Genomic DNA, 24,993 nt, shown 5'->3' on the forward strand with positions numbered 1-24,993 from the left:
GACGAGTGTCACGGTCCTGACGAGCCTTGGCCAGAGTGTGTCGTGGCAGGGGTGCCCCCATGGGCGGCCTCCCGCGCCTGCCGCCACCAGTCGTGGAAGACCCCTTCGACCGCCGGCCGGGACGGCGCCTTCTCGACGCCGAGCGGTTCGCGCGCGGCGTCGAGCACCTTGCCCACCAGCGCGGACGTGCCGCGCAGCCGGGTGTACGCCGCCCGCGTGCCGGGCACGTCCGGTGACTCCAGCAGCCGGGTCGCCGCCCTTATGACGTCGGTGCACAGCGACTGGACACGTTTGTACGCGCGGTAGTGCGGCAGGTCCTCGCGTGCTCCCGCCGCCGCGTCCTCCCCAACCGCCTTCTCCCAGCGGCCGATCAGGTTCTCCTCCTGGTCCTCCGGATACGCCATCAGGTGCAGGTGGGTGGCCAGGTCGTACAACGGGTCGCCGATCAGGGCCAGTTCCCAGTCGATCGTCCACAGGGCGCCGTCGGGGTCCACGATGAAGTTCTTGCGGTGCAGGTCGCCGTGGAGCAACGCGCGCGGCCGGTCGGTGAGTTGTGGTCTGCGGCGCTCGAAGGCGGCGAGCGCGCTGCGGGGCACGCCCAGCTCGGTGAGCAGGTCGTGCAGCGACGCCCGCTGCCGGTCCTCGTAGGCGTGCCGGACGGTGAAGTGGGTGAGCCCGCGCAGGAAGGCGGTGGACCCGCCCTGCACCGCGGCACGCGTCGGCTGGGGTCCGGTGGCCTCGTGCTGTTCGCAGCCGCAGGGAAAGGGGCCGCCGAAGGTCTCCAGCAGCCGGGGGTCGACGGCGACCAGTGAGCGGAACAGCTCCACGATCTGGCCGACGTACTTCTCCGCCACCCGGGCGCCCCGGCTGCCCGGCATGCGGTCCAGGGTGACGCCCTCGATGAAGCCGAGGAACGCCGTCCACTGACCCTGGACGTTCAGGTTCCGCACATGGGGAATGTGCGGCAGCCGGTCACGGTAGTGGTCGTCGAGCAGCCGCAGCACCAGGTCCTCGGAGGGGAACCAGCGCATGTCGTACCAGTAGACGCCTTCACGCGGCTCGCGCAGCTTGAGCCTGCCGAAGTCCTTCGCGAACGGCGAGGCCGGGTCCAGCCGTACGGCATACGTCTGGTGGTGGTAGCCCTTGAGGGGCCCCTCCACCAGATCGGTCTCCACAGCCCTGACCGCCTGTGCCTGGTGCTTTACGGCAGGCGTTTTCGCCGTCGTGGTCAAAGCGCTCCTCGCCGGTACCGGTCACGCCACGTCAACGACGTATGCTCACGCATCCCGGGTCTCGCCACGACCGACTTGGCTGATTCGAAGCCGTTTCATAACGCGTTGAACCTCCTGCCACGGCGATTTGTGAACTATCACTCGAAGAGTGACAGGGGCTCCGCGATGGTTGACCAGAGCGAGTCGAACCAGCTCTGGGAGTCGGCGACGAACTGGGAGTCGCGGGATTCCGGTTCCGCGGGATCGCCCCGGTACGCGAAGAGCATCGCGTTGATGCCGAGCACGTCGTAGATGGCACCCTTGCCGCTCTTGCCGAACTCGACCTGTCTCTTGACCACCTGGTAGTGGCCGGACAGGGCCGTGTGTCCGTTGATGAGGTAGAGCTTGTGCACCGGGGTGATCGGGACCGCTCGCATCTCGATCGACGCCTGGATGTCCGGGCGGAATTCGGTGAGACCGACGAAGGAGCTGCGCAGGGCGAGGGCGTGGGCGCGGACGAGTTGGCGCAGGCGGCGCATCGGGCGCTCGTCGTCCGGGTCGTCGACGAGGCGGGGAATCGCGAGCCGGGCGTCGAGGCTCGGCAGCAGCAGCCGGAGCGTGACCGACTCGGGGTTCAACTCCCGGTTCTGCACCCGGAGCAGGGGGGCGACGAGCGCGCGGCCGAGGGTCTCGGTGGTGAGCGAGTAGGCGTCGATGGTGACGTGCGGCTCGTCGAAGGCGGTGGCTATGTGCGTCTTGAGGGAGAGCGGTGTGATCTCGGGTTCCTGGAACTGCGTCTTGGAGACGCCGGCACCCTCCTGCCACGGCAGCACCTCCGACGGCCGGCCGCGCTGGTTGTCGATGTAGCCGTCGTCGCGGAGGACGCCGAGGGCGCGCTGGATGGTCGGGCGGGAGACCTGGAAGCGGTCTTCCAGGTCGGCCTGGGAGGGGATGCGGTCGCCGACCCGGTAGCGGCCGTCGTGGATCTCACCACGGAGTACGTCCGCGATGTAGCGGTAGGGGGGGCGGGAACCGTTGGTTCCGGGGTCTTCCTCGTCCACAGGTAAACGCTACAACTTCGGGACAGGGAAAGGTGTTTACCTGACGCAAGTTTACCGATCTCAGGCAACCGGGCACACCCTTGATAGAGGTAAGTCACTCAACTTCTCAGCCGGGCAGGGAAGTTGAATGATCCATCCTCAACGGGGCTCGCCGACTTCCCGTCCGACGGCGTACGGGTCGCACCGCAGCCACCCACCTTCTGCAGGAGCGCAGGGTCGCGAAGGAGGGACGGTCATGCTCGCTCTCAGCTTGTGCGCATATGCCTTCGAAGAAATAGTCCAGTGGCGTTACGGGGCGGCGGGTGCCATCGCCGTGGGGCTGGTGGGACTGGGTCACAAGATGCGGAACACCACGTGCACCTGCATCGGAATGGCCGCGCTCGCGCTGCTGCTGGCGCAGTAGCGGGCGTTCAGAACGTTCGGAGCGGTCGGAGCGGTCAGAAGACGTCGGGGCACCAGGGCCGGCGTGGGGTGCGGAACAGGACGTCTGCCGTCCTGGCCGCACCCGAGCTGTGTTCGGACACGCGGCCGAGGGCCGCGAGCCGGACCGGGGACTCGTCACCGAGGTAGAGGCAGCCGAGGTCGGCGACGGAGAGCGTGAGGTCGGCGGAGGCCGTGGTGGGGGCGCAGGCTGCGGCGCCCGAGGCGTCCGTCTCCAGCAGGAAACGGCCGCCCGCCAGGCCCGCGGCGTCGTGGACGTCGAGGACGAGGGCGGCCGGGCCGCCGGCATAGGTGCGGGCGGACAGCGCGGCGGGGACGTCGAGCGGGCGCAGCCACATGAAGTCGGCGTGCGTCTCGGTGCGGGCGGCGCGCGGGTCGCCGAGCAGCAGCGGCAGCAGGTCGTCGGGGGCGCGGTGGCCGGACTTGAGCAGCGTGACCCAGTCGAGCGAGAGCAGATACCGCCACAGCGCGGTCTCGGCGGCCGGCGAGGCGGCGATCAACTGCCGTACGGAGACGTCGACTTTGGGGAGCTTGCCGGGCCAGTGCTCCTCGGAGGCGGTGTACGTGGCGAGGCCGTCGACGCGGCCGGTCGCGTCGCGGTGAGCGACGGCGAAGGGCTCGGTCCACGGCTGGCTCGCGAACCGCCGCTGACCGGTGGACATCTCCCACCAGAAGGGGGTGCGGTCGATGGCGCCGACCGTACGGGCGCGGACCCGGTCGTGCAGCCCGGGGCCGAATTCACGGACCTCCTCCAGCGGCATCAGGTCCACCCGGCCGCCGTCCGTCGGTCCGGCCCAGCGGCGGTCGAGGGCCGCGCGCGGCACGTCGACCTCCCAGTCGGTCACCCAGGTCGCCGGGCCGAAGCCGTACCGCCCGTAGATCGGGTACTCGGCGGCCACCAGGATCGACACGGCGTCGCCGCGCTCCTTGGCGGCGGCGAGATCGGCGGCCATCATCCGGCTGGCCAGACCGCGGCGGCGGTGCGTGGCCGTCACCGACACATTGGTGATCGCCGAGGCCGGGACGGCGGCGCCGCCGGGCACGGTGAGCCGCCGCGGCATGCTGCGGAAGGTGGCCACGCACCGGCCCCGGTCGAAGGCGCCCTGCGTACGGGAGAGGTCGAACAGCGGCCTGCGGGCCGCCACTTCCTCGTCACCGACCGACGGCGCCAGATGGAAACCGGTGCTCATCGCGCGCACCCAGTCGGCGACATCGGACTCGGCGACCGTACGGACCTCGGGGCTCTCGCTCATACGGGCACGCTACGGACGGCCCGCCGCCCGCGCACCCCAATATCGGTGCGGCGGACATCGGTGCGGCGGGCGGCCTCGGCGATGCTCGACGGCCGGGCGGGTCAGGCCGCCCCTCCCCCGTCCGACAGCAGGTCGTCCACGCTCGCCTCGCCCTCCCGGTACCGCCGGGTGATCTCCGCGCTGCACCCGTCGACGGTCTGCTGGAGTGCCTGGCGGCGGCGGGAGACCTGCTGCTCGTTGCGGACCAGCCGGCCCATCGCCTCGTCCAGCTCGCGGTCGGTGCGGGCGTCGAGGTCGGACAGCTCCACCTCGGCGAGCATGTCCTCGGCGAGCTGCCGCACCCGTTCGGTCAGCGGGGTGCCGAGCGTGACGTGCCGGGCCGACGAGCGCACCCGGGACGGCCCGTCGGTCAGGATCTCCGACAGCCGGTCGAGCACGGGCGGCGCGGCGGGCGCGTCCGGCGCCCGCGTACCGGCGGCGGCGGAGGCCGTGTCGCCGTCCTGCGCGCCCGGTCCGCCGCGCCGCGCCCGCTCCGCCTGGAGGATGTCGATCCGGCCGTGCAGCATCCGGCGCAGATACGACAGGTCGGCCTCCTCCTGCTGGGCGTCCCTGCGCAGGGCGCGCAGCGCGCCCAGGTCGAGCGCGCCGAGGTCGGGCGCGGACGGCTCCGCGAGCGGGCCGCGCGGCGCGGGCGGGCGCAGCGGGCCCCGTGGACCCAGCGGACCGGGACCGTCGGCCTTCAGCATGCGGTGGCCCTCCGTGGTCGGTACGGCGATTCGTGCGGCGGTGGATACGGCAGCGGATACGGAATGCGGTACGGCATTCGGTACGGCGGTGGATACGGCAGTCGGTACGGCAGTCGATACGGTGATCGGTAGGGCATTCGGTGCGGCAGTCGGTACGGCGGTGGATACGGCAGTGCCGGAAGTCTCTCCGGCGCCGGGTGTGGTCATGCCTGGCGTCCCCTCCGTGGCGGCGCCTGCGCCGCCACCCTTCCGATGCTGCCACTTGCCACTGTCACCCCGCAGCGACTCTGCACCCGAACGGCCGTCGCAACTGTTGTGCGAGGCCGCCGACCGGGCGTGCGTTCCCCTCCCCGCGCTCCACACCACTCGTTCGAGTGACGGCGGGCCCGTACGGGTGACGCGGGCGGCAGCACGTCACAATGGGCGCATGCGAGCGGTGGCCCAGCGGGTGAGCGAAGCGGAAGTCGTCGTCGACGGGGAGCGCGTCGGCGCCATCACCGGACCGGGGCTGTGCGTCCTGGTCGGGGTGACGCACGACGACACCAAGGAGAAGGCCGCGGCGCTGGCCCGCAAGCTGTGGACGCTGCGGATCCTGCCCGAGGAGCGGTCCTGCTCCGACGTCGACAGCCCGCTGCTCGTCATCAGCCAGTTCACGCTCTACGGCGACGCCCGCAAGGGGCGCCGCCCCACCTGGAACGCCGCCGCGCCCGGCGACCTCGCCGAGCCGCTGGTGGACGAGGTGGTCGCACAGCTCAGGGCGCTGGGCGCGACCGTGGAGACGGGCCGCTTCGGCGCGGACATGAAGGTCTCGCTGACGAACGACGGCCCGTTCACGATGATCGTCGAGATGTGACGCCAGGCGGGGCCGCTACGGCGCGACGACCGTCTCCTGCGACGCCGCCGTCTCCTCCGCGAGCAGCACCGCGTCCTCCGGGGTGTTCCGCTTCACCAGCGCGAGCGCGACCGGGCCCAGCTCCCAGTGCCGGGCCGAGGACGTGACGAAGCCGACCGGGCGGCCGTCCGGGCCGTCGGCGGCCAGCCGTACCGGGGCGCCGTGGCCGGGCAGCCGTACCTCACTGCCGTCCAGGTGCAGGAAGACCAGGCGGCGCGGCGGGCGGCCGAGATTCTGCACCCGGGCGACGGTCTCCTGGCCCCGGTAGCAGCCCTTCTGCAGGTGCACGGCGCTGTCCAGCCAGCCCAGCTCGTGCGGGATCGTACGGTGGTCGGTCTCCAGGCCGAGCCGCGGGCGGTGCGCCTCGATGCGCAGCGCCTCCAGGGCCAGCACCCCGACCGGCGGTGCGGCCTGCGCCGCGAAGCCCTCCAGCTCGGCGCGCGGCACGAACACGTCCCGCCCGTACGCCGTCTCGCGCACCGCCCACTCCGAGGGCGTCGTGACGATCGAGCCTGCGGGCAGGTGCACCACCGCGTACGCGCCGGTCGCGTCGGCCGTCTCGACCCGGTAGAAGAACTTCATGCTCTCCAGGTAGGCCAGCAGCGCCTCCTGGGTGCCGGGCTCGACGTGCATCCAGGTCGTGGCGCCGTCGTCCACCAGGTAGAGGGCGTGCTCGATGTGGCCGTGCGCGGTCAGGATCAGCGACTCGGTCGCCTGCCGCGGCGGAAGTTTCTCGACGTGCTGGGTGAGCAGCAGGTGCAGCCAGGACAGCCGGTCCTCACCGGTGACGGTCACCACACCCCGGTGCGACAGATCGACGAAGCCGCTGCCGTCCGCGAGGGCGCGCTGCTCGCGGAAGAGGTCGCCGTAATGCGCGGCCACTCCCTCGTCGGGCCCTTCGGCGGGGACGGCACCGGGCAGCGACAGCAGCGGGCTGCGCCGGATTTCGCGTACGCCACCGGCCGCCGCGCCGTCCGCCACCGCGCCGTCGTTCGCCCCGTCGGTCATGTTCACGCCGTCAGTCATGCGTTCAAGACTACGACTCGGCTAGGTCGTGTCTGGCAAATAGCGTCGTCCGCCCGCAGGGCGGGGCTCGCGGTGTCTGGTGCGTGCGATCGCAAGGCGGAGGGAGGAGAGCGCAGCGGGCTGCGCCGACGACTGACAACGCGGCGAGCGTGCGTGCCAGGCGCCGCGAGCCAGACGGGATTTGCCAGACACGGCCTAGGACTGGGCTACGGCTGCCCGTCGGAGACGTCGGAGAGCTTGCGGGTGCAGTCGCGGCAGCGGCCGAAGATGGCGAAGTGCTTCATGTCGGTCTCGAAGCCGTACTCCTCGCGCAGCCCGTCCGTCAGCGGCGCGGCCAGCGCGACCGGGGCCTCGGTGACGGCGTCGCAGTCGCGGCAGACCAGGTGCATGTGGTCGTAGCGGTCGGCGAGGTGGTACGTGGGCGCGCCGTGGCCGAGGTGCGCGTGGCTGACCAGGCCCAGCTCCTCCAGCAGCTCCAGCGTGCGGTAGACGGTGGAGATGTTGATCCCGGAGGCGGTCTTGCGGACCTCGCACAGGATGCCGTCCGGCGTCGCGTGCTCCAGCACGTCCACGGCCTCCAGCACGAGCTGGCGCTGGGGCGTGAGCCGGTAGCCGCGCTGCCGCAGATCGGTCTTCCAGTCGGTGGTCACCACACGGCCAGTGTAGGACGGCGGCCGGAATAGCGGCCCGGACCGGGACGAGCCCGCCTCCTTGAGGACCGGTCCCTGTGCGAAGACCGGCCCTACTTGAAGAAGGCGATGCCGTCGTCCGGCAGGTCCTTGAGGTCCGCGGCCCATTCCCTCGGGTCCACGACCTTCTTCAGGTGCGCCGACATGTACGCGCGCAGCGGCACCGCGGGGGTGGCCTTCTCGCCGACCCACATCAGGTCGCTGTTCACATAGCCGTACAGCCGCTTGCCGCCGCTGTAGTCGGGGGCGCCGGCCAGCCGGGCCACCGCGTCGGTGACCAGGTCGATCTGCGGCTTGCCGTCGGCCAGTTCACCGGTCCAGATCTCCACGACGCCCTCGTCGCGCGTGGTGGTGACGTCGACCTTGCGGTCCTTGTCGATCCGCCAGAAGCCGCTCTCGCTCTCCAGCGGGCGGACCTTCTTGCCCTCCTCGTCCAGCACCCAGGCGTGCGAGGTGTACTCCAGGAAGGGGCGGCCGTCGTGCGTGAAGACGACCTCCTGCCCGAAGTTGCACTTCTCCGAGCCCGGGAAGTCGTGGACGCCCGCGCCCTCCCACCGGCCGAGCAGGAACGCCAGCGGTACGAGGTCGGGGTGCAGGTCGGACGGGATCTCGATCATGTCAGCGCTGGCCCTGGTAGAGCTTCTTCACCGCGTAGAACGCGAACAGGGCGACGCCCACGCAGACGAGGACGAGCAGGGCGTCGAAGTAGTACTCAATGTGCACGGGACGTGCTCCTCGGACAGGTCATGCGGACAGGTGGTGCGGACGGACCGCCCACGAGTCTAGTGCGCGGCCCGCCGCCGGGCACGGCCAGCCCGGGTGACGCGCTGCGGGCGGCGGCTCGGGCGGCGGGGGCGGGTGTGGGGCGGCCGGCTCAGCGGCCGGTGCGCAGTCGCTGGTACTGCGCGTCCAGCAGCCCCCGTACGTAGCGCGCCGACGGCGTGGTGTCGCCGGTCAGTGTGAGCGTGATCTGCACGTCGCCCTGGTAGGAGAGGGCCACCACGGCGCCGGTGCTCTCGGCCGAGGCGGACGCCAGGTCGTAGGCGCGGGCCGGATAGGCGGCGCCCAGCGGCATGGGGGCGCCGTCGAAGGTGTGCTGCCGGTAGTACGCGGCGGCCTGGGCCGGGCTGCCGAGGCGGATCAGCCGGGCGCTGATCTCGTACGCGCCGTCGCCGGTGAGATAGGTGCGGTAGGCGCCGGACCTGAAGCCGTACGTGGTGAGGGCGGCGCGCGCGTCGGACGGCTTGGCGGCGCTGCCCGCGATGTCGTCGGCGGTGTACGGCGCGCCGTCGCGGTCGCCGGACACCTCGGCGTCCGCGGGTGCGGGCAGCAGGAAGAAGCGGAGGTCACCGGTGTGGACGCCGTCCGCGACGTGCCCGGATACGCGCGCGGCCGGCACGGAGGCGGACGCTTCGGAGGAGGGGACGGACGAGGGCGTCAGGGAGGGCACGGGCGGGAGCGCCGGGGAAGCGGCGGGCGGCGGGGTGGACGTGGCGGACGCGTCCGCGTGCCCCGACGAGGAGCCGACGGCGACGACCACGCCCACCGTCACGGCCGTCACCGCCACAAGACCGGCCGCCACGGCGTACAGCACGCCCCGGCCGCGGCGGCGGGCGCCGCCGTCGTTCGCATTCACACAAGCTCCCCGGGGCGTACACGCGTGCGTGATGCACGCGGACCCGCATTTTATGCCGGGACGGCACAACCGGTTCACCAGACGGACGGCGGGCGGGCGCCGGGCCGCGGGCGGGCCCCGCCTACGCTGGTGCGATGGCGAAGAAGCTCGTGATCAAGGTGACGGCGGGCGCGGACGCGCCCGAGCGGTGCTCGCAGGCGTTCACGGTGGCGGCGGTCGCCGTGGCCAGCGGGGTCGAGGTCTCGCTCTGGCTGACCGGTGAGTCCGCGTGGTTCGCGCTGCCCGGCCGCGCGGCGGAGTTCGAACTGCCGCACGCCGCACCGCTGCCGGACCTGATCGACGCGGTGCTGGCGGCGGGCAGCGTCACACTGTGCTCGCAGTGCGCCGCCCGCCGCTCGATCACCGAGGGGGACGTGCTGGAGGGCGTACGGATCGCGGGGGCGCAGCTCTTCGTCGCCGAGATCATGCCGGACGGTGTGCAGGCCCTCGTCTACTGACCGCTCCCCCGGGAAGCGGTCAGTCGAGGTCGGACAGGTCCAGCACGAAGCGGTAGCGGACGTCGCCGCGGCCGAGCCGGGCCAGGGCCTCGTCGACGCGGCCGGACGGCAGCGTCTCGACGTCCGCCGCGATGCCGTGCTCGGCACAGAATTCCAGCAGCTCCGCCGTACGGCGGCGGCCGCCCGTGCCCGACGAGGACAGCTTCTTGCGGCCGTAGGTGAGGTCCATGATGCGGACGGTGGTGTCCAGCGGGTAGCCGAGCAGCGACAGGGTGCCGTCCAGCGCCGCCATGCCCAGCAGCGGTGACAGGTCGTGCGGCGCGGAGATCGTGTCCAGGATCAGGTCGAACCGGCCGCGGGCCCGCCGCACCTGCTCCTCGTCCGTGCTGACCAGCAGTTCAGCGGCGCCGAGCTTGCGCGCGTCGGCGGCCTTGTCCGCGCTGCGGCTGAGCACGGTGACGTGCGCGCCGAGGGCGGCGGCCAGCTTGACGCCGAGGTGGCCGAGGCCGCCCATGCCCGCGACGGCGACCTGGCTGCCGGGGCCGATGCCGGCCGCGCGCAGCGGCTCCCACATGGTGATGCCCGCGCACATCAGCGGCGCGGCGGCGGCCGGGTCGAGCGCGGCGGGCAGCGGGTACGCGAAGGCCGCGCGGAGCACGTACTCGCGGCTGTAGCCGCCCTGGGTGGGCGTGCCGTCGTGCCGGTCGGTGCCGCCGTAGGTGGTGGTGGCGCCCTCGTAGCAGTAGTTCTCCTGGCCCGCCTCGCACATGGCGCAGGCGCCGCAGGAGTCGACGACGGTGCCGACGGCGACGCGGTCGCCGGGGGCGAAGCCGGTCACGGCCGTACCGGCGGCGGTGACCGTACCGGTGAATTCGTGGCCCGGGACGACGGCGCCGGCGCCGAAGGTGCCGCTGATGCGGTGCAGGTCGCTGTGGCAGACGCCGCAGTAGTCGACGCGGACGGCGAGGTCGTCGGGGCGCAGGTCGCGGCGCTCGATGGTGACGCGCCGCAGGGCGGCCGTGCCGTCGTCGGTGCTCTGCCAGGCGGGGGTGGGGCGCATGGGTGTGTCCTCCGGGGACTCTCAAGACAGACTGGTCGGTCTTTTTCGACCCTAGCCCTCGCGAGCGGAAAAGCAAACCAACTGTTCTGTTTACGGATTCTGCTAGCGTGGCCCGTATGCCGCCGGAACCGCCCGCTTCTTCCTCCGCACCGACAGCCCCCTCGACGGCGCGCGGCGCCGCGACCAGCCGGCGGATCATCGACGCGGCGGCGGTGGAATTCGCGGCGCGCGGGATCGCCGGGGCGCGGATCGACCGGATCATCGCGGCGGCGCACACGAACAAGGCGCAGCTCTACGGCTATTTCGGAAGCAAGGACGGGCTTTTCGACGCGGTCGTGGCCGACCGGGTCAGCTTCACCACCGAGGCGCGGCCGTTCGACGCGGCGGATCTGCCCGGCTGGGCGGTCGGGCTCTACGACCACAATCTGCGGCAGCCGGACCTGGTCCGGCTCATCGCCTGGATCCGGTTGGAGCGGCGGCCGACCGGGCTGTGGTTCGACAGCGCCGACCACGAGCAGAAGCTCGCCGAGATCGCGGCCGAGCAGGCCGCGGGGCGGCTGTGCGCGGGCGACCCCTTCGACCTGCTGACCCTGGTCATCTCCATGGCCTGCGCGTGGTCGCCGGCCAGCGGTGTCTACACCGCGACGGCGGAGGAGCCCGCCGCCGACCACGAGCGCCGCCGGGCGCTGCTGCGGGAGTGCGTCGCCCGCGCCGTGGCGCCCTGAGCCCGGCCCGCTACGGTCTGCGGTCCAGCTCGTCCCACCAGCGGTCGGACTCCGGGTCGCCGGACGAGCCGCGCACCTGCCGGTCCTGTCCCGCCGGGGTCTTCGGCGGCGGAGGAGGCGGCGGGGGCGGCAGCGGCGGCTCCCTGCGGTCCCGCGGGCGCAACGGCGCCTCGTCCCACCACCGGTCCTCCGGACCGCGCCGGTTCGCCACGATCGCCGCGACCGGCGGAATGACCATCGCCACCAGGCACATCGCGATCGCCGCCGGCACCGACCACAGGCGCACGACCGACCACGCCGTGACGAACAGCACCACGCAGGTGCCCATCATGGCGAAGTACCAGTGACGGCGACGCGCGTTCACCCTTCAACGGTACGTCGCGCACTCCGTCCAGGCACCACACGGACTCCGCCCGGGCCGGCAACGGACTCCGCCCGGGCGGTACGGCAATGCGAAGGGCCGCGCCCCCTTGCGCGGGGTGCGGCCCTTCGGGTTCTGCGGGTGGGGCAGGACGGGGTGGGGTCAGACGGCGATGGCGACCTCGGCCGCGGCGCCCTGCTGGGCGACGACCGTGCGGTCGACCGTGGCGCCCGGGACGAGGGCGCGCAGGGTCCAGGTGCCGGGGGCCGCGAAGAAGCGGAACTGCCCGGTCGCCGAGACCGGCACCTCGGCGGTGAACTCGCCGCCGCCGTCGAGCAGCCGCACGTAACCGCTGACCGGCTCGCCGTCGCGGGTCACCGATCCCTGGATGATCGTCTCTTTCGCCACGTCAACTCCTGCCAGATCGGGCCCGCCGGCCTTGGCTCCACACATAACGTTCAGTCCTCCGGGGTCAGTTGGAGCCGAGCTCGATCGGCACGCCGACCAGCGAGCCGTATTCGGTCCAGGAGCCGTCGTAGTTCTTGACGTTGCCCTGGTCGAGCAGCTCGTGCAGCACGAACCAGGTGAGCGCCGAGCGCTCACCGATGCGGCAGTACGCGATGGTGTCCTTCGCCAGGTCGACCTGCTCCTCGGCGTACAGCGCCTTCAGCTCGTCGTCCGACTTGAAGGTGCCGTCGTCGTTGGCGTTCTTCGACCACGGGATGTTGCGGGCGCTCGGCACGTGGCCGGGGCGCTGCGACTGCTCCTGCGGAAGGTGCGCCGGGGCGAGCAGCTTGCCGGAGAACTCGTCGGGCGAGCGCACGTCGACCAGGTTCAGCGAGCCGATCGCGGCGACGACGTCGTCACGGAAGGCGCGGATCGAGGTGTCCTGCTCCTTGGCCTTGTACGTGGTCGCGGCGCGCTGCGGCACCTCCACGGCCAGGTCGCGGGAGTCCAGCTCCCACTTCTTGCGGCCGCCGTCGAGCAGCTTCACCGAGTCGTGGCCGTACAGCTTGAAGTACCAGTAGGCGTAGGAGGCGAACCAGTTGTTGTTGCCGCCGTAGAGCACCACGGTGTCGTCGTTGGCGATGCCCTTGGCGGACAGCAGCGCCTCGAAGCCGGCCTGGTCGATGAAGTCGCGGCGGACCGGGTCCTGGAGGTCCTGCTTCCAGTCGATGCGGACGGCGTTCTTGATGTGGTTCTTGTCGTACGCCGACGTGTCCTCGTCGACCTCGACGATGACCACCTTCGGGTCGTCGATGTGGGCCTCGACCCAGTCGGCGTCCACCAGGACGTCACTGCGGCTCATGTTGTTTCTCCTCCGGGGCAGTACGGATGTGCGGTTGCGCGACGGAGCGCGGGGATACGCGTGCAGGGCGCGGGGCTCGCCCGGCCGGCCGGGCGGGGGCGGGGAGGCAGGCTGTACCGGGGGCCGTCACGGCCGGCATCGGTACGGGGGGACCGCCGCCCCTAGGGCATGCGACAGAGCATGGCGGCGACGCGGCACAGGTCGACTGCCCGCCGCTTCGTGAGATCCGCCTGTCGCTTCATGGTCCCGATCGTAGGGATATCACCCCGTAGGTGTCACCGTCGTGTCATATCGTGAGACGCGATCGTCCGCATGGCGGACGGGGACCGTCGTGACGAACGGCCCGCACCGCGTCCAGCGCCTTCCTACCCCGTCCGCGGCCCGCCCGAACCGCCGCCGCGCCGCTCGTATGCCCGTTCGGGCAACGCCGCCGACCTGCGGACGACCGCCGGGCGGACACCACCGTCTCAGTCGGCGAGAAATTCCGGGCGCCCGGAACCCGGGCCGGGACAAGAAGAGCCGGTGAACGGTCCCGGCGGTCCCGCGGGCCGGGAAGCCGTCAGTTCGCGAGCACCACGTGCTTGCCGCCCGCCGCCACCGACAGCCCGTCCGGCGTGCTGGTGATCGAGGTCAGCGCGATCCCGGCCGGCAGGTGCGTGAGCTGCCGGGTGAAGTCGATCTGCTGCCGCACCTGGTCGTCCAGGCCCAGCGCCGTGAACGCCTTCGGCAGCGTCCGCGCCCGGAGGCCGATGGAGTCCGCGCCGCGTACGGTCACCTCGCTGAGCACGCTCAGCTTCGCGCCCATGAAGGTGCCGGTCAGCTTGACCAGCGCGCCGCCGTTCTCGCTCTTGGCGTCGCCCGCCGAGGAGACGGTAATGCCGGCCGGCGCGGCCTTGGTGAGGTCGGCGTAGGTGAGGAAGGCCAGGCCGTCGGCGGAGTCGGCGACCGCGCGCCGGTAGCCGTCGGAGAGGCGTACGCCGTGCAGGTCGGCGTGGAAGCTGTCGATCCGCAGCGTCTGGCCGCCGTTGCCGGCCGCGATGTCCTTGGCGGTGACCTTGACCTCGTCGAGCTTGCCGGACAGCGCCTGCGTGAGGAACGGGAAGCCCTCGATCGACACCTTGGGCTTGCTGGTCAGGCCCTGGGTGAGCGCGGCGCGGTCGGCCGCCTTGTTCTGCGCGACGGAGACCGTGATCCGGTCGGCCGCGACGAACAGACCGCCCAGGATCACCAGGACGATCAGAACTGTCCGCGCCACTCTCATGCGTCACTTCTCCCCGCTCGTGCGCCCGGGCGCTGCCGTGTGCCGCCCGGGGTGATCTCCCCCCACCCCTGACGGCGGGGCCGGTCGTTCGGTTCCCGAAGTGTTCAACCGCTACCGACCGGCCCCGGGTTGCCGCCGCACGGCGGCGCGTGCGGCGGGCCCGGGCTTCCGTACGGTCAGGTCAGCCGGTGAGGGCGCGGCCCAGCACGTAGACGGCCGGGGCCGCGGCGGTCAGCGGCAGCGCCACACCCGCGGTGAAGTGGACGAAGCGGGACGGGAAGTCGTAGCTGGCCACCCGCAGGCCGACCAGCGCGCAGACACCGCAGGCCGCGGCGGTCAGCACGGCGTCGCCGCTCGCCGTCCCGGTGGCGGAACCGGTGGCGAGGCCGGTCGCCGCGGCGGCGGCCAGCGCGGCCACCACGGAGGCCGGGCCCGGCAGCGGCAGCGCGCGGACCAGCGCGGCCGCGGCCACCGCGATCGCGCCGACCACCACCGGGTCGGACCCGGCGTCGGAGGTCGCGGTCGCGAGGTAACCGGCGGCGAGCACGGTGAGCAGGGTGGACGCGGAGGTCGCGGTGAGCGAGGCCATGCGTTCGTCGCCCGAGCCGTGGTGCCGCAGTTGCAGCACCAGGACGAGGAGCAGCCACACGCCGAGGGTGCCGAGCAGCACCTCGGGGCCGTGGTCGCCGCTCGCGATCAGCAGGCCGATGTCGGCGGTGACGCCGGACAGGAACGCCAGCACGATGCCCTGCCGGGCGGGCCACATCCCGTTCAGCCGGAACCAGCCGGCCGCGGTCACCGCCTGGAGCAGCACCAGCACGACGGCCAGGCCCGGCTTGCCGATCGCCGCGCCGCCCGCCATCAGCAGGCCGAGCGCCGCGGTCAGGGCGGCGGGCTGGATCCCGGGGGCGATGATCGGGGAGCCGGTGCGCACCGGCGTCCCGGCGGCCGCCTCCGCCGCCGCGGTCGGCTCGGCCCTGCGGCCGGGCGTCTGCTGCGGCACGCTCTCCACCACCGGCAGCACCGCGGTCCGCTCCGTCTCGCCGTACGCCTGCGGGTGCGGGTGGCCCGCGCCCTGCTGCCAGTCGCCGCCCGCGGCCGTCGCGTGCCCGGCCCACGAGTCGCCCGCCTGCGGGGCGCCGTAGGGCGCGCCCGGCTCCGCGTACGGCGGCATCGGCCCGGCCAGCGGCTCGGGTACGTATGTCCGCCCGCCGTCATGGCCGCCCTCGTAACCCGCCGAGCCGTACGCCGGCCCGCCGCCGTACCCGTCGTGGCCGTGGTCCCGGGTCCCGGGGTGGCCGGGGGCGCCGCCGTCCGCGTACGGCCCGGGCACCTGCCCGTACGTGCCGGACGCGTAAGGCCTCGGCACCTGCCCGCCGCCGTACGCGTCGTACGTGCCGTCGGCGTACCCGCCGCCCTGCCCGTGGCTCTCTGCCCCGGTGAAACCGGAGGCGCCGTCGTACGGATACGGCTCCGCGCCGCTCGCCCCGTACGCGTACGGCCCGGGCACCTGCCCACCGCCCTGCGGGTGTCCCGCGGCGCCGGCCCCCTGCTGGTCGGCGGCGTACGCCCCGCCGGGGGCGGAGTCGTAGGCGCCATGGCCGCCGAAGGCGCCGGAGCCGGGGCCACCCGCGTTCGGGGCGTCGTGGCCCGCGGCGGGCGCACCGGCGCCGTACGGGCCTTCGGGGCTTCCGCCGTGGCGCGGCGAGGTCGGGCCGGGGGCGTCAGCGCCGTAGGGGGCGGCGGGATCGTCCTGGCTGCCGGGCCGGCGGCCGTGGTCGTCGTTCTGGCCGGGAGGCCACTGCTCGGTCATGTCATCCTCCCGCGAACGGCGGGAGGACCTCCACCGTGGGGCCGTCGGTCAGCAGGACCTCGGTGTGGTCCCGGGTGCCGACGGGGTTGCCGTCGACGAGGAAGGAGCTGCGCAGCAGGACGCGGGCGAACTCCGGACGGCGCGCGTGCCGCTCGCGCGCCGCGGCGAGCGCGTCCGCGAGGGTCGTCGCGCGGTACGGCTCCTCCGCCGTGCCCGCGGCGGCCTTGGCGGCGGCCCAGTAGCGGATCGTGCCCGCCGCCGGGCCCGCGGCCGTGTCGGGTGCAGCCATCACGGCTCCGTCCTCACATTCCGTTCGGCGCGCTCCGCGCGCCCTGTGTCGTCGTCCATCATGGCCCGTCCGCGTCACCGGGCGGGAACACCGCTCGTCAGCCAGTCGCCGATCCGCCGCAGCAGCGCGTCCCGCGCCGCGTTCTCCGCGTGCCCGAAGCCGGGCTCGATCCACAGCTCGGCCGTGTTGTTCCCGTTGTCCCCGTTGTCGCCGTCGGCGCCGGCCGCCGCGGCCAGCGACAGCGGGTGGTCCAGCGGGAAGTACCCGTCCTGGTCGCCGTGCACGATCAGCAGCGGGGTGGGCGCGATCAGCGGCACCGCCTCCACCGGGGAGAGCGGCACCGGGTCCCAGTCGGACGGCCGGATCCGGGTCTTCAGGCCGTAGCGCGAGACCAGCCGCCCGGCGGGCCGGGTGATCGCCCAGTGCACGCGCCGCATGGGCGCGGTGCCCCGGTAGTACCAGCGGGCGGGTGAGCTGACCGACACCACCGCGTCCACATGCGCCGGTGAATGCGCCGTCGTGCGCCCGTCACGCGCGGGGCGCACACCGGTTGCCTCCGGCCGTACCGAAGCCCGCGCCGAGGCCCGCTCGGCGGACCGTACGGCCGCGTGCACCGTCGTCCCGGCCGCGTGCCGCAGGACGACCGAGCCGCCCATCGAGAAGCCGACCGTGACGACCCGCCGGTAGCCCAGCCGCCGGGCCCAGGCGACCGCCGCGTCCAGGTCGAGCACCTCCAGATCGCCCACCGTCGACAGGCCGCCGGAACGCCCGTGCCCGCGGAAGGAGAAGGTGACCACTCCCCCGTATCCGGCCAGGACACGGGCCGCGCGACGGACCGCGGGCCGCTCCAGCGCACCGGTGAATCCGTGCGCCACGACGATGGCCGATTCCCGCTCCCGGTACGCGCCCGCGCCGGCGGGCCCGGCGCCCTCCGTACCGTCCCGCCGGCCGCCGTATTCACTCACGATTTCCGCGTCCGACAGGCGGTGTTCCGCCTCGATCGCGATGCCGTCGGCCGTCAGCAGCGTCGTCAACCCAGCGGCCTTACCGCCACCCGAAGTGATCGGAGCTACACGCTTTTGCTGGTCAAGGGGCTCGGCAGGGCTGTCCATGTGGGCTATTCTTCCGTGCCAGAGGACCTGGGCAATGTCGCCCCCGGGTCCTTTCGTGCTTTCCCGGCACGCCGCACGTCCTCGCAGGGACCGAGGAGGGTTCAGAAATGAGCAAGCGCACCGCGCGCGGAAATGACGCGCACCGATGTGACGTCCGGACGACCGACGGGAGTCTGCGGTGAGTTCTCTCCTGCTTCTGACCAACGCCCTCCAGCCATCCACCGAAGTGCTGCCCGCGCTCGGGCTGCTGCTGCACAGCGTCCGCGTCGCGCCCGCCGAGGGCCCGGCCCTGGTGGACACCCCCGGCGCCGACGTGATCCTGATCGACGGCCGCCGTGACCTGCCGCAGGTGCGCAGCCTGTGCCAGCTGCTGCGCTCCACCGGGCCCGGCTGCCCGCTGATGCTGGTCGTCACCGAGGGCGGCCTGGCCGCGGTGACCGCGGACTGGGGGATCGACGACGTGCTGCTGGACACCGCGGGCCCCGCCGAGGTCGAGGCCCGGCTGCGGCTGGCCATGGGCCGCCAGCAGATCGTCACCGACGACAGCCCGATGGAGATCCGCAACGGCGACCTGTCGGTCGACGAGGCCACCTACAGCGCCAAGCTCAAGGGCCGGGTGCTGGACCTGACCTTCAAGGAGTTCGAGCTGCTGAAGTACCTGGCGCAGCACCCCGGCCGGGTCTTCACCCGCGCCCAGCTCCTCCAGGAGGTGTGGGGCTACGACTACTTCGGCGGCACCCGCACGGTGGACGTGCACGTACGGCGGCTGCGCGCCAAGCTCGGCGTCGAGCACGAGTCGCTGATCGGCACCGTCCGCAATGTCGGCTACCGCTTCGTGACGCCGGAGAAGGTCGAGCGGGCCGCCGAGGAGGCCGCCAGGAGCGAGGCCGCGCAGGGCCGCGGGCCGCGCCCGGGCGACGAGCCCGCCGACGTACCGGTGGAGCGGCCCGGGTCCGCGGACGGCTCTGCCGGACAGGCCGCGGGACACCCGGCCGGACAATCGGCAGGACGGACCGTATGACCGGTATGACGATCCATGTGACGGCGGGATAGACACGCGTAGACTGCGCGACGTGCCCAAGGTGACGCGTGACGACGTGGCAAGGCTGGCGGGGACGTCCACCGCGGTCGTCAGCTACGTCATCAACAACGGACCCCGGCCGGTAGCCCCGGCCACCCGCGAGCGCGTGCTCGCGGCCATCAAGCAGCTCGGCTACCGCCCGGACCGCGTGGCCCAGGCGATGGCGAGCCGCCGTACCGACCTCATCGGCCTCATCGTGCCGGACGCGCGCCAGCCGTTCTTCGCGGAGATGGCGCACGCGGTCGAACAGGCGGCGTCCGAGCGCGGCAAGATGGTGCTGGTCGGGAATTCCGACTACCTCGACGAGCGCGAGGTGCACTATCTGCGGGCCTTCCTCGGTATGCGGGTCTCCGGCCTGATCCTGATCAGCCAGGGCCCCAGCGAGAACGCGGCGACCGAGATCGACGCCTGGGACGCCCGCGTGGTGCTGCTGCACGAGCGCCCCGAGGCCATCGACGACATCGCTGTCGTCACCGACGACATCGGCGGCGCCCAGCTCGCCACCCGCCACCTGCTGGAGCACGGGCACGAGTACGTCGCCTGCCTCGGCGGCATGGAGAAGACGCCGGTGATCGGCGACCCCGTCACCGACCACGTCGTCGGCTGGCGGCGGGCCATGCAGGAGGCGGGGCGGTCCACGGAGGGCCGCCTCTTCCAGGCTCCGTACAACCGCTACGACGCGTACGAGGTCGCGCTCGGCATCCTGTCCGGGCCCGACCGGCCGCCGGCCATCTTCTGCGCCACCGACGACCAGGCGATCGGCGTGCTGCGGGCCGCCCGCGAACTGCGGATCGACGTGCCCGAACAGCTCGCGGTGGCCGGCTTCGACGACGTGAAGGAGGCCGCGCTCGCCGATCCGCCGCTCACCACGGTGGCCTCCGACCGGCAGGCGATGGCCCGGGCGGCGGTGGACGCGGTGCTCGACGACTCGCTGCGGGTGCCCGGCGCCCGGCGCGAGCGGCTGCGGCAGTTCCCGTCCCGGCTGGTGCTGCGGGGCTCGTGCGGCTGCCACGCGTGAGCCGCTGCCATACGCGAGCCGGGTGCACGCGAGCCGGTGCACGTGAGCCCGCACGTGCGGCGTCTTGCGTGATCTTCTTTATATAGGGCATATCTACTTCTGCCGGGCTTCTCAGCGAGTGCTCAGGAAGCTCTCATCTTCCGGGCCCACAGTCATTGACATGACCGAGAGCAGCCGCAACGGCGAACCCCACCAGTACCCGTCCGACCCGCAGCTTCCGTTCTCCTCCGAGCCCGACACGGCCGTCCAGCCGGTCCAGCCCGTGCACCGGGCGCCCGACTTCGACGCGCCGTCGGCGACCGGTTTCCCGCCGCCGCCCCCGTACGAGCCGGGCACGGGCGCGGTGGCCGCCGCGGCCGAGCCGCCCGGGGAGCCGGTGCCCGCCGGGCGCCGCCGGGCCCGCAGGCCCGTCGCGCTGTTCGCCGCGGTCGCCCTCGCGGCCGGCGTGATCGGCGGCGGCGCCGGCGCGCTGATCGGCAACGCCACGCACGACTCCGGCAGCAGTACGACGGCCAGTACCGCGGTCAACGCGAGCGTCGTGGACGGCAGCGTCAGCAGCGTGGCCAAGGCGGTCAGCCCCAGCGTCGTCGAGATCAACGCGACGTCCAGCGAGGGCAAGTCGACCGGCGCCGGTGTGATCATCACCAGCGACGGCGAGGTCATCACCAACAACCACGTCATCGCCGGTGCCGACTCCGTCTCCGTGACGTACAGCAACGGCAAGAAGGCCACCGCCTCGGTGGTCGGCACCGACTCCGCCAAGGACCTGGCGCTGATCAAGGTGCAGGGCGCCAGCGGGCTGCCCGCGGCCACGCTCGGCGACTCCTCGAAGATCGCGGTCGGCGACCAGGTGGTGGCCATCGGCTCCCCCGAGGGCCTGACCGGCACCGTCACCAGCGGCATCGTGTCCTCGCTCAACCGCGACGTGACCGTGTCCACCGACGAGAGCCAGGGCCAGGGGCAGGGCCAGGGCGGCAACGGCCAGTGGCCGTTCTCCTTCGGCGGCAACCAGTACAACGGCAACACCGGCAGCTCCACCACCACGTACAAGGCGATCCAGACCGACGCCTCGCTCAACCCCGGCAACTCCGGCGGCGCCCTGATCAACATGAGCGGCCAGATCATCGGCATCAACTCCGCGATGTACTCCGACGCCTCGTCCTCCGGCGGCAGCAGCAGCGCGGGCAGCGTCGGCCTCGGCTTCGCGATCCCGATCGACACCGTCAAGTCCGACCTGGCCAAGCTCCGGGCCGGCGGCACCAGCGACAACAGCGACAGTGACAACGGGAACGGGAACGGCAGCAGCGACGGGACCAGCGGCAACGGCGACAGCAGCGGCGGCTTCGGCGGCTTCTGAGCGGCCCAGGCGCCCCCGCCGTGCGACGCTGGGAGAATCCCGGCACCAGCCATACAGCAGCAGCCCTGCGGACCAGCGAGGTACCCGACACCATGACCCCCGGCGACAGCGGCGAGGCACCCGCCCGCATCCTGATCGTGGACGACGAGCCCGCCGTACGGGAGGCCCTGCGCCGCACCCTCGTGTTCGAGGGGTACGACACCGCGCTGGCCGCCGACGGGATCGCCGCCCTGGAGCAGGCGGACGCGTACCACCCGGACGCGATCGTGCTGGACGTCCTCATGCCGCGGATGGACGGTCTCACCACGGCGCGGCGGCTGCGCGCCACCGGGGTGACCACGCCGATCCTCATGCTCACCGCGCGGGACACCGTCGGCGACCGCGTCACCGGCCTCGACGCGGGCGCCGACGACTACCTCGTCAAGCCGTTCGAACTGGACGAGCTGCTGGCCCGGCTGCGCGCCCTGCTGCGCCGCAGCTCCTACGCGGCCGGCGCGCACGCGGGCGACGACGCCGGCCACGCGCTGACCTTCGCCGACCTGCGGATGGACACCACCACCCGCGAGGTCACCCGCGACGGCCGGCCGGTCGAGCTGACCCGCACCGAGTACACCCTGCTGGAACTCTTCCTCACCCACCCGCGCCAGGTCCTCACCCGCGAGCAGATCCTCAAGGCCGTGTGGGGCTTCGACTTCGAGCCGTCGTCCAACTCGCTGGACGTCTACGTCATGTACCTGCGGCGCAAGACCGAGGCCGGCGGCATGCCGCGGCTGGTCCACACCGTCCGAGGCGTGGGGTACGTCCTGCGCGCCCCGGACGGCGGTCACGGCGGCCACGCGTGAGGCGGCTCCCGCTCCGGTCCCGGCTGACGATCCTGACGGCCGCCGCCGTGGCGGTTGCCGTCGCGCTCGTCGCGCTGGCCTGCTGGTTCATCACCCGGGACCAGCTGATCCGGCAGGTCGACGCGACGCTGCGCGACCAGGTGCCCGCCGGCGGCACCACCGCGTACGTCAACACGATCCTGCGCAACTGCCAGCCCGACGCGCCCAGCCGCTCCGACCTCCCGCCGGGGCTGACCAGCGTCCAGGTGGTGGAGGCCGGCGGCAGCCGCTGCGTCGGGCCGAACTCGGCCGCGGTCAAGGTGCAGGGCACCGACACCCGGGTGGCCAAGGGCGAGCTGGAGTCCGCGACGCACAACGCCAGGACCGACAGCGGGAAGTCGGTGCGCGTCTACACCGTGCAGCTCGTCAATGTCGGCCCCAACTTCTCCAGCCGCACCAATCTGGCGCTGTCCATCTCCCGGCCGCTGTCCGAGACCGACCACACCCTCGACCAACTGGCGTGGGTCCTGCTCGCGGTGGCGGGTGTCGGCGTCGTCGGCGCGGCGAGCGCGGGGCTGTGGATCGCCCGGGCCGGGCTGCGCCCGGTGGACCGGCTCACGGAGACGGTCGAGCACATCGCCCGCACCGAGGACCTGAACGTCAGCATCCCGGTGGAGGGCGAGGACGAAATCGCCCGGCTCAGCGCCTCGTTCAACGCGATGACGTCCGCGCTCGCGTCCTCCCGCGACCGGCAGCAGCAGCTCATCGCGGACGCGGGGCACGAACTGCGCACCCCGCTCACGTCGTTGCGCACCAATATCGAGCTGCTGGAACGCAGCGAGGCGACCGGCCGGGCGATCCCGCCGGAGGACCGCAGGGCGCTGCTGGCGTCGGTGAAGGCGCAGATGACCGAACTGGCGTCGCTGATCGGCGACTTGCAGGAGCTGTCACGGCCGGACGCCGTACCGACCCTGGAAGTGGTGGCGCTGCACGCGAGCGCGGAGACGGCGCTGGAGCGGGCGCGGTTGCGCGGCCCGGACCTGAAGATCACGGCGGAGCTGGCGCCCTGGTACGTACGGGCCGAACCGGCGGCACTGGAGCGGGCGATCGTCAATCTGCTGGACAACGCGGTGAAGTTCAGCCCACCCGGCGGCGAGATCGAGGTGCGGCTGCGCGACGGGCGGCTGACCGTACGGGATCACGGTCCCGGCATTCCGGAGGAGGAACTGCCGCACGTCTTCGAGCGGTTCTGGCGCTCGCCGTCGGCGCGGTCGCTGCCGGGCAGCGGGCTCGGCCTGTCGATCGTGGCGCGCACCGTGCAGCAGTCGGGCGGCGAGGTGACGCTGACCCGGGCGCCGGGGGGCGGCACGCTCGCCACCCTCCGGCTGCCGGGAGCCCCGACCCCGCCGCCCGAACCGCCCGAGGCCCCCGCGGAATACCAGGGGTTCGACGAATAGGCCCGTTTCGCGGGCTACTTGACGACGGTGATCCGGTCGGCGGCCGGCGGGGCGATCGGCGCCGCGGCCGTCGAGTGGGCGGTCAGGTAGGACGCGAAGGCCGCCAGGTCGTCGCCGCCGACCAGCAGGTCCGAGCCCTGCGCGAGGGCGGGGAAGCCGTCGCCGCCGCCGGTCAGGAAGTTGTTCATGGCGACGCGGTAGCTCGCGGCCGGGTCGATCGGTACGCCGTCGAGCTTGACGGAGTCCGCGACGACACGGTCCGCGCCGGACTTGGTGAGGTCGAGGGTGTAGGTGAGCCCGGCGGAGATCTGGAGGATCTTCGGCGCGGCCTCGTTGGGCCCGCTGACCTGCTGCTGGAGCGCGGCGATCAGCTGCGCGCCGGTCAGCGTCTCCAGATTCACGGTGTTGCTGAACGGCTGTACGGCGAAGCCCTCGGCGTACGTGACGACGCCGTTCCCCTCGCTGCCGGAGGGCGCGTAGACCAGGTCGGTACGGATGCCGCCGGGGTTCATCAGCGCGATCCGCACGCCGGGGTCGAGGGTCCTGCCGTACTCGAGCTGGGCGTCGGCGATCAGGTCGCCGAGCGGTGTCTCATTGGTGCCGGTGCGGCCGATGTCGCCGCTGATCCAGCCGATGGTGCGGCCGGCGATCGGCGCGGCGATGGTGTTCCAGCGGCTGATCAGCGCGGTCATGTCGGCGGCCTTGGGCTGCGTGCGGTCCACGACGTGGTTGCTGCCCTTGACCGAGGTGCGCACGATGTCGCCGGTCCGGGTGTCGACCTTCATGTCCAGCTCGCCGTAGAGGCGGCCGAAGGACGAGGCGCTGGTGACCAGCCGCGGCCGGCCCGCCGGATCGGGGATGGTGCAGACGTACGCGTTGTGGGTGTGGCCGGTGACCAGCGCGTCCACGTCCGGTGAGATCTTCTTGGCGATGTCGACGATCGGCCCCGAGATGCCGTTGCCCGCGCCGCCGCTGTCGCAGTCGTAGTTGTAGTTCCCGGAGACCGGGAAGCCGCCCTCGTGGATCAGCGCGACGACGGACCTGACGCCCTGCTTGCGCAGGATCGCGGTGTACTTGTTGACCGTCTCGGCCTCGTCGAGGAATTTCAGGCCCTTCACACCGGACGCGGTGACGATGTCCGGGGTGCCCTTGAGGGTGACACCGATGAAGCCGACGCGGACGCCCTTGACGTTCTTGACGGTGTACGGCGCGAGCAGCGGGCGGCCGGTCTTCTCGTTGACGACGTTCGCCGACAGGATCGGGTAGTCGGCGCCCTTGAAGGTTTTGCCCTGCTCGTAGCAGCCGTCGACCGGGTGGCAGCCGCCGTTCTGCAGCCGCAGCAGCTCGTCCTTGCCCTCGTCGAACTCGTGGTTGCCGACGCTCGTGACGTCCAGGCCGATCTTGTTCATCGCCTCGACGGTCGGCTCGTCGTGGAAGAGGCCGGACAGCAGCGGGCTGGCGCCGACCAGGTCGCCGGCGGCGACGGTCAGGGAGCGGTCGTGGCCCTTGCGGGCGGTGCGCAGGCTGTTGGCCAGATACTCCACGCCGCCCGCGTCGATGGTCCTGGTGCTGCCGTCCGGCTCCAGCTCGGTGACCCGGCCGGAGGAGCCGGCCGGGGGCTCCAGATTGCCGTGGAAGTCGTTGATGGTGAGGAGCTGGAGGTCGACCGTGCGGGCCGGGTGGCCGTGGCCGCCGTGACCACCGCCGTGGCCGTGCGTCGGGCCGTGGCCGTGCCCGTGGCCGCCGCCGTGGTGACCGCCGCCGTGCGGGGCGGGTCCGGCCGCGACGAGCGCGCCGACGGCGAGGAGTCCCACGGCCGCGGCCGAGATTCTGCGCGTCAGAGGCAGGGATGACGTGGATGACATGGCTTCCCTCGG

27 protein-coding genes are annotated in these 24,993 nt (G+C 72.6%); 9 read left to right on the top strand and 18 right to left on the bottom strand.

Features of this window, described 5'->3' with window-relative positions:
- Positions 1–8 precede the first annotated feature (8 nt).
- Both BM076_RS30265 and BM076_RS30270 read right to left on the bottom strand, forming a co-directional pair.
- A complete protein-coding gene (locus BM076_RS30265) occupies positions 9–1,175 on the bottom strand; it encodes an aminoglycoside phosphotransferase family protein (RefSeq protein WP_177246689.1) in 1,167 nt (388 codons plus the stop codon).
- A 194-nt stretch (positions 1,176–1,369) separates the two neighbouring features.
- Positions 1,370–2,272, bottom strand: a complete 903-nt coding sequence (locus BM076_RS30270; protein WP_093716928.1) for a GntR family transcriptional regulator — start codon at positions 2,270–2,272, stop codon at positions 1,370–1,372.
- Between the two features lie 235 nt (positions 2,273–2,507).
- On the opposite strand from BM076_RS30270, the gene BM076_RS36865 reads away from it, so the two are divergent.
- Positions 2,508–2,675: a hypothetical protein gene (locus BM076_RS36865; RefSeq protein WP_177246690.1), complete on the top strand. Its 168-nt coding sequence runs from the start codon at positions 2,508–2,510 to the stop codon at positions 2,673–2,675.
- Between the two features lie 34 nt (positions 2,676–2,709).
- Here BM076_RS36865 and BM076_RS30275 read toward each other — a convergent pair whose 3' ends face one another.
- Positions 2,710–3,966, bottom strand: a complete 1,257-nt coding sequence (locus BM076_RS30275; protein WP_093716929.1) for a GNAT family N-acetyltransferase — start codon at positions 3,964–3,966, stop codon at positions 2,710–2,712.
- Positions 3,967–4,067: 101 nt separating this feature from the next.
- Positions 4,068–4,712, bottom strand: coding sequence for an RsiG family protein (locus tag BM076_RS30280; RefSeq protein WP_093716930.1), 645 nt, complete (start codon positions 4,710–4,712; stop codon positions 4,068–4,070).
- Between the two features lie 427 nt (positions 4,713–5,139).
- Here BM076_RS30280 and dtd point away from each other — a divergent pair, with 427 nt between their 5' ends.
- Positions 5,140–5,565 carry a D-aminoacyl-tRNA deacylase gene (dtd, locus tag BM076_RS30290; protein ID WP_093716931.1) on the top strand — a complete coding sequence of 142 codons (426 nt, stop codon included), beginning with the start codon at positions 5,140–5,142 and terminating at the stop codon, positions 5,563–5,565.
- A 15-nt stretch (positions 5,566–5,580) separates the two neighbouring features.
- On the opposite strand, the gene ygfZ is transcribed toward dtd, so the two are convergent.
- The 4 genes from ygfZ to BM076_RS30320 all read right to left on the bottom strand — a co-directional run bounded on the left by ygfZ (position 5,581) and on the right by BM076_RS30320 (position 8,955).
- Positions 5,581–6,549 (bottom strand): CAF17-like 4Fe-4S cluster assembly/insertion protein YgfZ, encoded by a 969-nt coding sequence (gene ygfZ, locus BM076_RS30295; RefSeq protein WP_245796535.1) that lies wholly within the window; start codon positions 6,547–6,549, stop codon positions 5,581–5,583.
- Positions 6,550–6,836: 287 nt separating this feature from the next.
- Entirely contained in the window at positions 6,837–7,283 is a 447-nt protein-coding gene (locus BM076_RS30305; protein WP_093716932.1) for a Fur family transcriptional regulator, read from the bottom strand.
- Between the two features lie 89 nt (positions 7,284–7,372).
- Entirely contained in the window at positions 7,373–7,936 is a 564-nt protein-coding gene (locus BM076_RS30310; RefSeq protein WP_093716933.1) for an FABP family protein, read from the bottom strand.
- 257 nt (positions 7,937–8,193) lie between these two features.
- Positions 8,194–8,955 (bottom strand): hypothetical protein, encoded by a 762-nt coding sequence (locus BM076_RS30320; protein ID WP_093716935.1) that lies wholly within the window; start codon positions 8,953–8,955, stop codon positions 8,194–8,196.
- Between the two features lie 134 nt (positions 8,956–9,089).
- Between BM076_RS30320 and BM076_RS30325 the strand changes: the two genes are divergently transcribed.
- Positions 9,090–9,452 carry a DsrE family protein gene (locus BM076_RS30325; protein WP_093716936.1) on the top strand — a complete coding sequence of 121 codons (363 nt, stop codon included), beginning with the start codon at positions 9,090–9,092 and terminating at the stop codon, positions 9,450–9,452.
- Between the two features lie 19 nt (positions 9,453–9,471).
- On the opposite strand, the gene BM076_RS30330 is transcribed toward BM076_RS30325, so the two are convergent.
- On the bottom strand, positions 9,472–10,512 hold the full coding sequence (locus tag BM076_RS30330; RefSeq protein WP_093716937.1) for an NAD(P)-dependent alcohol dehydrogenase: 1,041 nt from the start codon (positions 10,510–10,512) through the stop codon (positions 9,472–9,474).
- 116 nt (positions 10,513–10,628) lie between these two features.
- Here BM076_RS30330 and BM076_RS30335 point away from each other — a divergent pair, with 116 nt between their 5' ends.
- Entirely contained in the window at positions 10,629–11,237 is a 609-nt protein-coding gene (locus tag BM076_RS30335) for a TetR/AcrR family transcriptional regulator (RefSeq protein WP_093716938.1), read from the top strand.
- 10 nt (positions 11,238–11,247) lie between these two features.
- Here BM076_RS30335 and BM076_RS30340 read toward each other — a convergent pair whose 3' ends face one another.
- The 8 genes from BM076_RS30340 to BM076_RS30370 all read right to left on the bottom strand — a co-directional run bounded on the left by BM076_RS30340 (position 11,248) and on the right by BM076_RS30370 (position 17,382).
- Positions 11,248–11,601 carry a DUF3099 domain-containing protein gene (locus BM076_RS30340; RefSeq protein WP_093716939.1) on the bottom strand — a complete coding sequence of 118 codons (354 nt, stop codon included), beginning with the start codon at positions 11,599–11,601 and terminating at the stop codon, positions 11,248–11,250.
- A 159-nt stretch (positions 11,602–11,760) separates the two neighbouring features.
- A complete protein-coding gene (locus tag BM076_RS30345) occupies positions 11,761–12,051 on the bottom strand; it encodes a DUF1416 domain-containing protein (protein ID WP_093716940.1) in 291 nt (96 codons plus the stop codon).
- Between the two features lie 19 nt (positions 12,052–12,070).
- Positions 12,071–12,907 (bottom strand): sulfurtransferase, encoded by an 837-nt coding sequence (locus BM076_RS30350; protein ID WP_093716941.1) that lies wholly within the window; start codon positions 12,905–12,907, stop codon positions 12,071–12,073.
- A 161-nt stretch (positions 12,908–13,068) separates the two neighbouring features.
- On the bottom strand, positions 13,069–13,149 hold the full coding sequence (locus tag BM076_RS38355) for a putative leader peptide (RefSeq protein WP_355342331.1): 81 nt from the start codon (positions 13,147–13,149) through the stop codon (positions 13,069–13,071).
- Positions 13,150–13,466: 317 nt separating this feature from the next.
- On the bottom strand, positions 13,467–14,168 hold the full coding sequence (locus tag BM076_RS30355; protein ID WP_093716942.1) for an LmeA family phospholipid-binding protein: 702 nt from the start codon (positions 14,166–14,168) through the stop codon (positions 13,467–13,469).
- Between the two features lie 181 nt (positions 14,169–14,349).
- Entirely contained in the window at positions 14,350–15,981 is a 1,632-nt protein-coding gene (locus BM076_RS37745; protein WP_245796519.1) for a hypothetical protein, read from the bottom strand.
- 1 nt (position 15,982) lies between these two features.
- The gene (locus BM076_RS30365) at positions 15,983–16,270 is read right to left on the bottom strand and encodes a MoaD/ThiS family protein (protein ID WP_093716943.1); all 288 of its coding nucleotides are present in this window, start codon (positions 16,268–16,270) and stop codon (positions 15,983–15,985) included.
- Between the two features lie 74 nt (positions 16,271–16,344).
- Complete coding sequence (locus BM076_RS30370; protein WP_407640731.1) at positions 16,345–17,382, bottom strand: alpha/beta hydrolase; 1,038 nt, start codon at positions 17,380–17,382, stop codon at positions 16,345–16,347.
- 178 nt (positions 17,383–17,560) lie between these two features.
- Between BM076_RS30370 and BM076_RS30375 the strand changes: the two genes are divergently transcribed.
- The 5 genes from BM076_RS30375 to BM076_RS30395 all read left to right on the top strand — a co-directional run bounded on the left by BM076_RS30375 (position 17,561) and on the right by BM076_RS30395 (position 23,116).
- Complete coding sequence (locus tag BM076_RS30375) at positions 17,561–18,403, top strand: response regulator transcription factor (RefSeq protein ID WP_093716944.1); 843 nt, start codon at positions 17,561–17,563, stop codon at positions 18,401–18,403.
- 52 nt (positions 18,404–18,455) lie between these two features.
- The gene (locus BM076_RS30380; protein ID WP_093716945.1) at positions 18,456–19,481 is read left to right on the top strand and encodes a LacI family DNA-binding transcriptional regulator; all 1,026 of its coding nucleotides are present in this window, start codon (positions 18,456–18,458) and stop codon (positions 19,479–19,481) included.
- Between the two features lie 160 nt (positions 19,482–19,641).
- Positions 19,642–20,838: a S1C family serine protease gene (locus BM076_RS30385; protein ID WP_093716946.1), complete on the top strand. Its 1,197-nt coding sequence runs from the start codon at positions 19,642–19,644 to the stop codon at positions 20,836–20,838.
- Positions 20,839–20,930: 92 nt separating this feature from the next.
- Positions 20,931–21,680 carry a response regulator transcription factor gene (locus tag BM076_RS30390; protein WP_093716947.1) on the top strand — a complete coding sequence of 250 codons (750 nt, stop codon included), beginning with the start codon at positions 20,931–20,933 and terminating at the stop codon, positions 21,678–21,680.
- Between the two features lie 47 nt (positions 21,681–21,727).
- Positions 21,728–23,116, top strand: coding sequence for a sensor histidine kinase (locus BM076_RS30395; RefSeq protein ID WP_407640732.1), 1,389 nt, complete (start codon positions 21,728–21,730; stop codon positions 23,114–23,116).
- A gap of 14 nt (positions 23,117–23,130) precedes the next feature.
- Here BM076_RS30395 and BM076_RS30400 read toward each other — a convergent pair whose 3' ends face one another.
- Positions 23,131–24,981 carry a bifunctional metallophosphatase/5'-nucleotidase gene (locus tag BM076_RS30400; RefSeq protein ID WP_093716949.1) on the bottom strand — a complete coding sequence of 617 codons (1,851 nt, stop codon included), beginning with the start codon at positions 24,979–24,981 and terminating at the stop codon, positions 23,131–23,133.
- Positions 24,982–24,993: the final 12 nt, after the last annotated feature.

Origin of the sequence: Actinacidiphila alni (genome assembly GCF_900112845.1) — a bacterium.
GTDB lineage: Bacteria > Actinomycetota > Actinomycetes > Streptomycetales > Streptomycetaceae > Actinacidiphila > Actinacidiphila alni.

What these genes read in the sequence shown, in the direction of transcription:
- BM076_RS36865 (WP_177246690.1), top strand. Translation starts at nt 2,508, where the DNA reads ATGCTCGCTCTCAGCTTGTGCGCATATGCCTTCGAAGAAATAGTCCAG.
- BM076_RS30275 (WP_093716929.1), bottom strand. Translation starts at nt 3,966, where the DNA reads ATGAGCGAGAGCCCCGAGGTCCGTACGGTCGCCGAGTCCGATGTCGCC.
- BM076_RS30280 (WP_093716930.1), bottom strand. Translation starts at nt 4,712, where the DNA reads ATGCTGAAGGCCGACGGTCCCGGTCCGCTGGGTCCACGGGGCCCGCTG.
- dtd (WP_093716931.1), top strand. Translation starts at nt 5,140, where the DNA reads ATGCGAGCGGTGGCCCAGCGGGTGAGCGAAGCGGAAGTCGTCGTCGAC.
- BM076_RS30310 (WP_093716933.1), bottom strand. Translation starts at nt 7,936, where the DNA reads ATGATCGAGATCCCGTCCGACCTGCACCCCGACCTCGTACCGCTGGCG.
- BM076_RS30325 (WP_093716936.1), top strand. Translation starts at nt 9,090, where the DNA reads ATGGCGAAGAAGCTCGTGATCAAGGTGACGGCGGGCGCGGACGCGCCC.
- BM076_RS30330 (WP_093716937.1), bottom strand. Translation starts at nt 10,512, where the DNA reads ATGCGCCCCACCCCCGCCTGGCAGAGCACCGACGACGGCACGGCCGCC.
- BM076_RS30335 (WP_093716938.1), top strand. Translation starts at nt 10,629, where the DNA reads ATGCCGCCGGAACCGCCCGCTTCTTCCTCCGCACCGACAGCCCCCTCG.
- BM076_RS30345 (WP_093716940.1), bottom strand. Translation starts at nt 12,051, where the DNA reads ATGTGTGGAGCCAAGGCCGGCGGGCCCGATCTGGCAGGAGTTGACGTG.
- BM076_RS30350 (WP_093716941.1), bottom strand. Translation starts at nt 12,907, where the DNA reads ATGAGCCGCAGTGACGTCCTGGTGGACGCCGACTGGGTCGAGGCCCAC.
- BM076_RS38355 (WP_355342331.1), bottom strand. Translation starts at nt 13,149, where the DNA reads ATGAAGCGACAGGCGGATCTCACGAAGCGGCGGGCAGTCGACCTGTGC.
- BM076_RS30355 (WP_093716942.1), bottom strand. Translation starts at nt 14,168, where the DNA reads ATGAGAGTGGCGCGGACAGTTCTGATCGTCCTGGTGATCCTGGGCGGT.
- BM076_RS37745 (WP_245796519.1), bottom strand. Translation starts at nt 15,981, where the DNA reads ATGACCGAGCAGTGGCCTCCCGGCCAGAACGACGACCACGGCCGCCGG.
- BM076_RS30365 (WP_093716943.1), bottom strand. Translation starts at nt 16,270, where the DNA reads ATGGCTGCACCCGACACGGCCGCGGGCCCGGCGGCGGGCACGATCCGC.
- BM076_RS30370 (WP_407640731.1), bottom strand. Translation starts at nt 17,382, where the DNA reads ATGGACAGCCCTGCCGAGCCCCTTGACCAGCAAAAGCGTGTAGCTCCG.
- BM076_RS30385 (WP_093716946.1), top strand. Translation starts at nt 19,642, where the DNA reads ATGACCGAGAGCAGCCGCAACGGCGAACCCCACCAGTACCCGTCCGAC.
- BM076_RS30390 (WP_093716947.1), top strand. Translation starts at nt 20,931, where the DNA reads ATGACCCCCGGCGACAGCGGCGAGGCACCCGCCCGCATCCTGATCGTG.
- BM076_RS30400 (WP_093716949.1), bottom strand. Translation starts at nt 24,981, where the DNA reads ATGTCATCCACGTCATCCCTGCCTCTGACGCGCAGAATCTCGGCCGCG.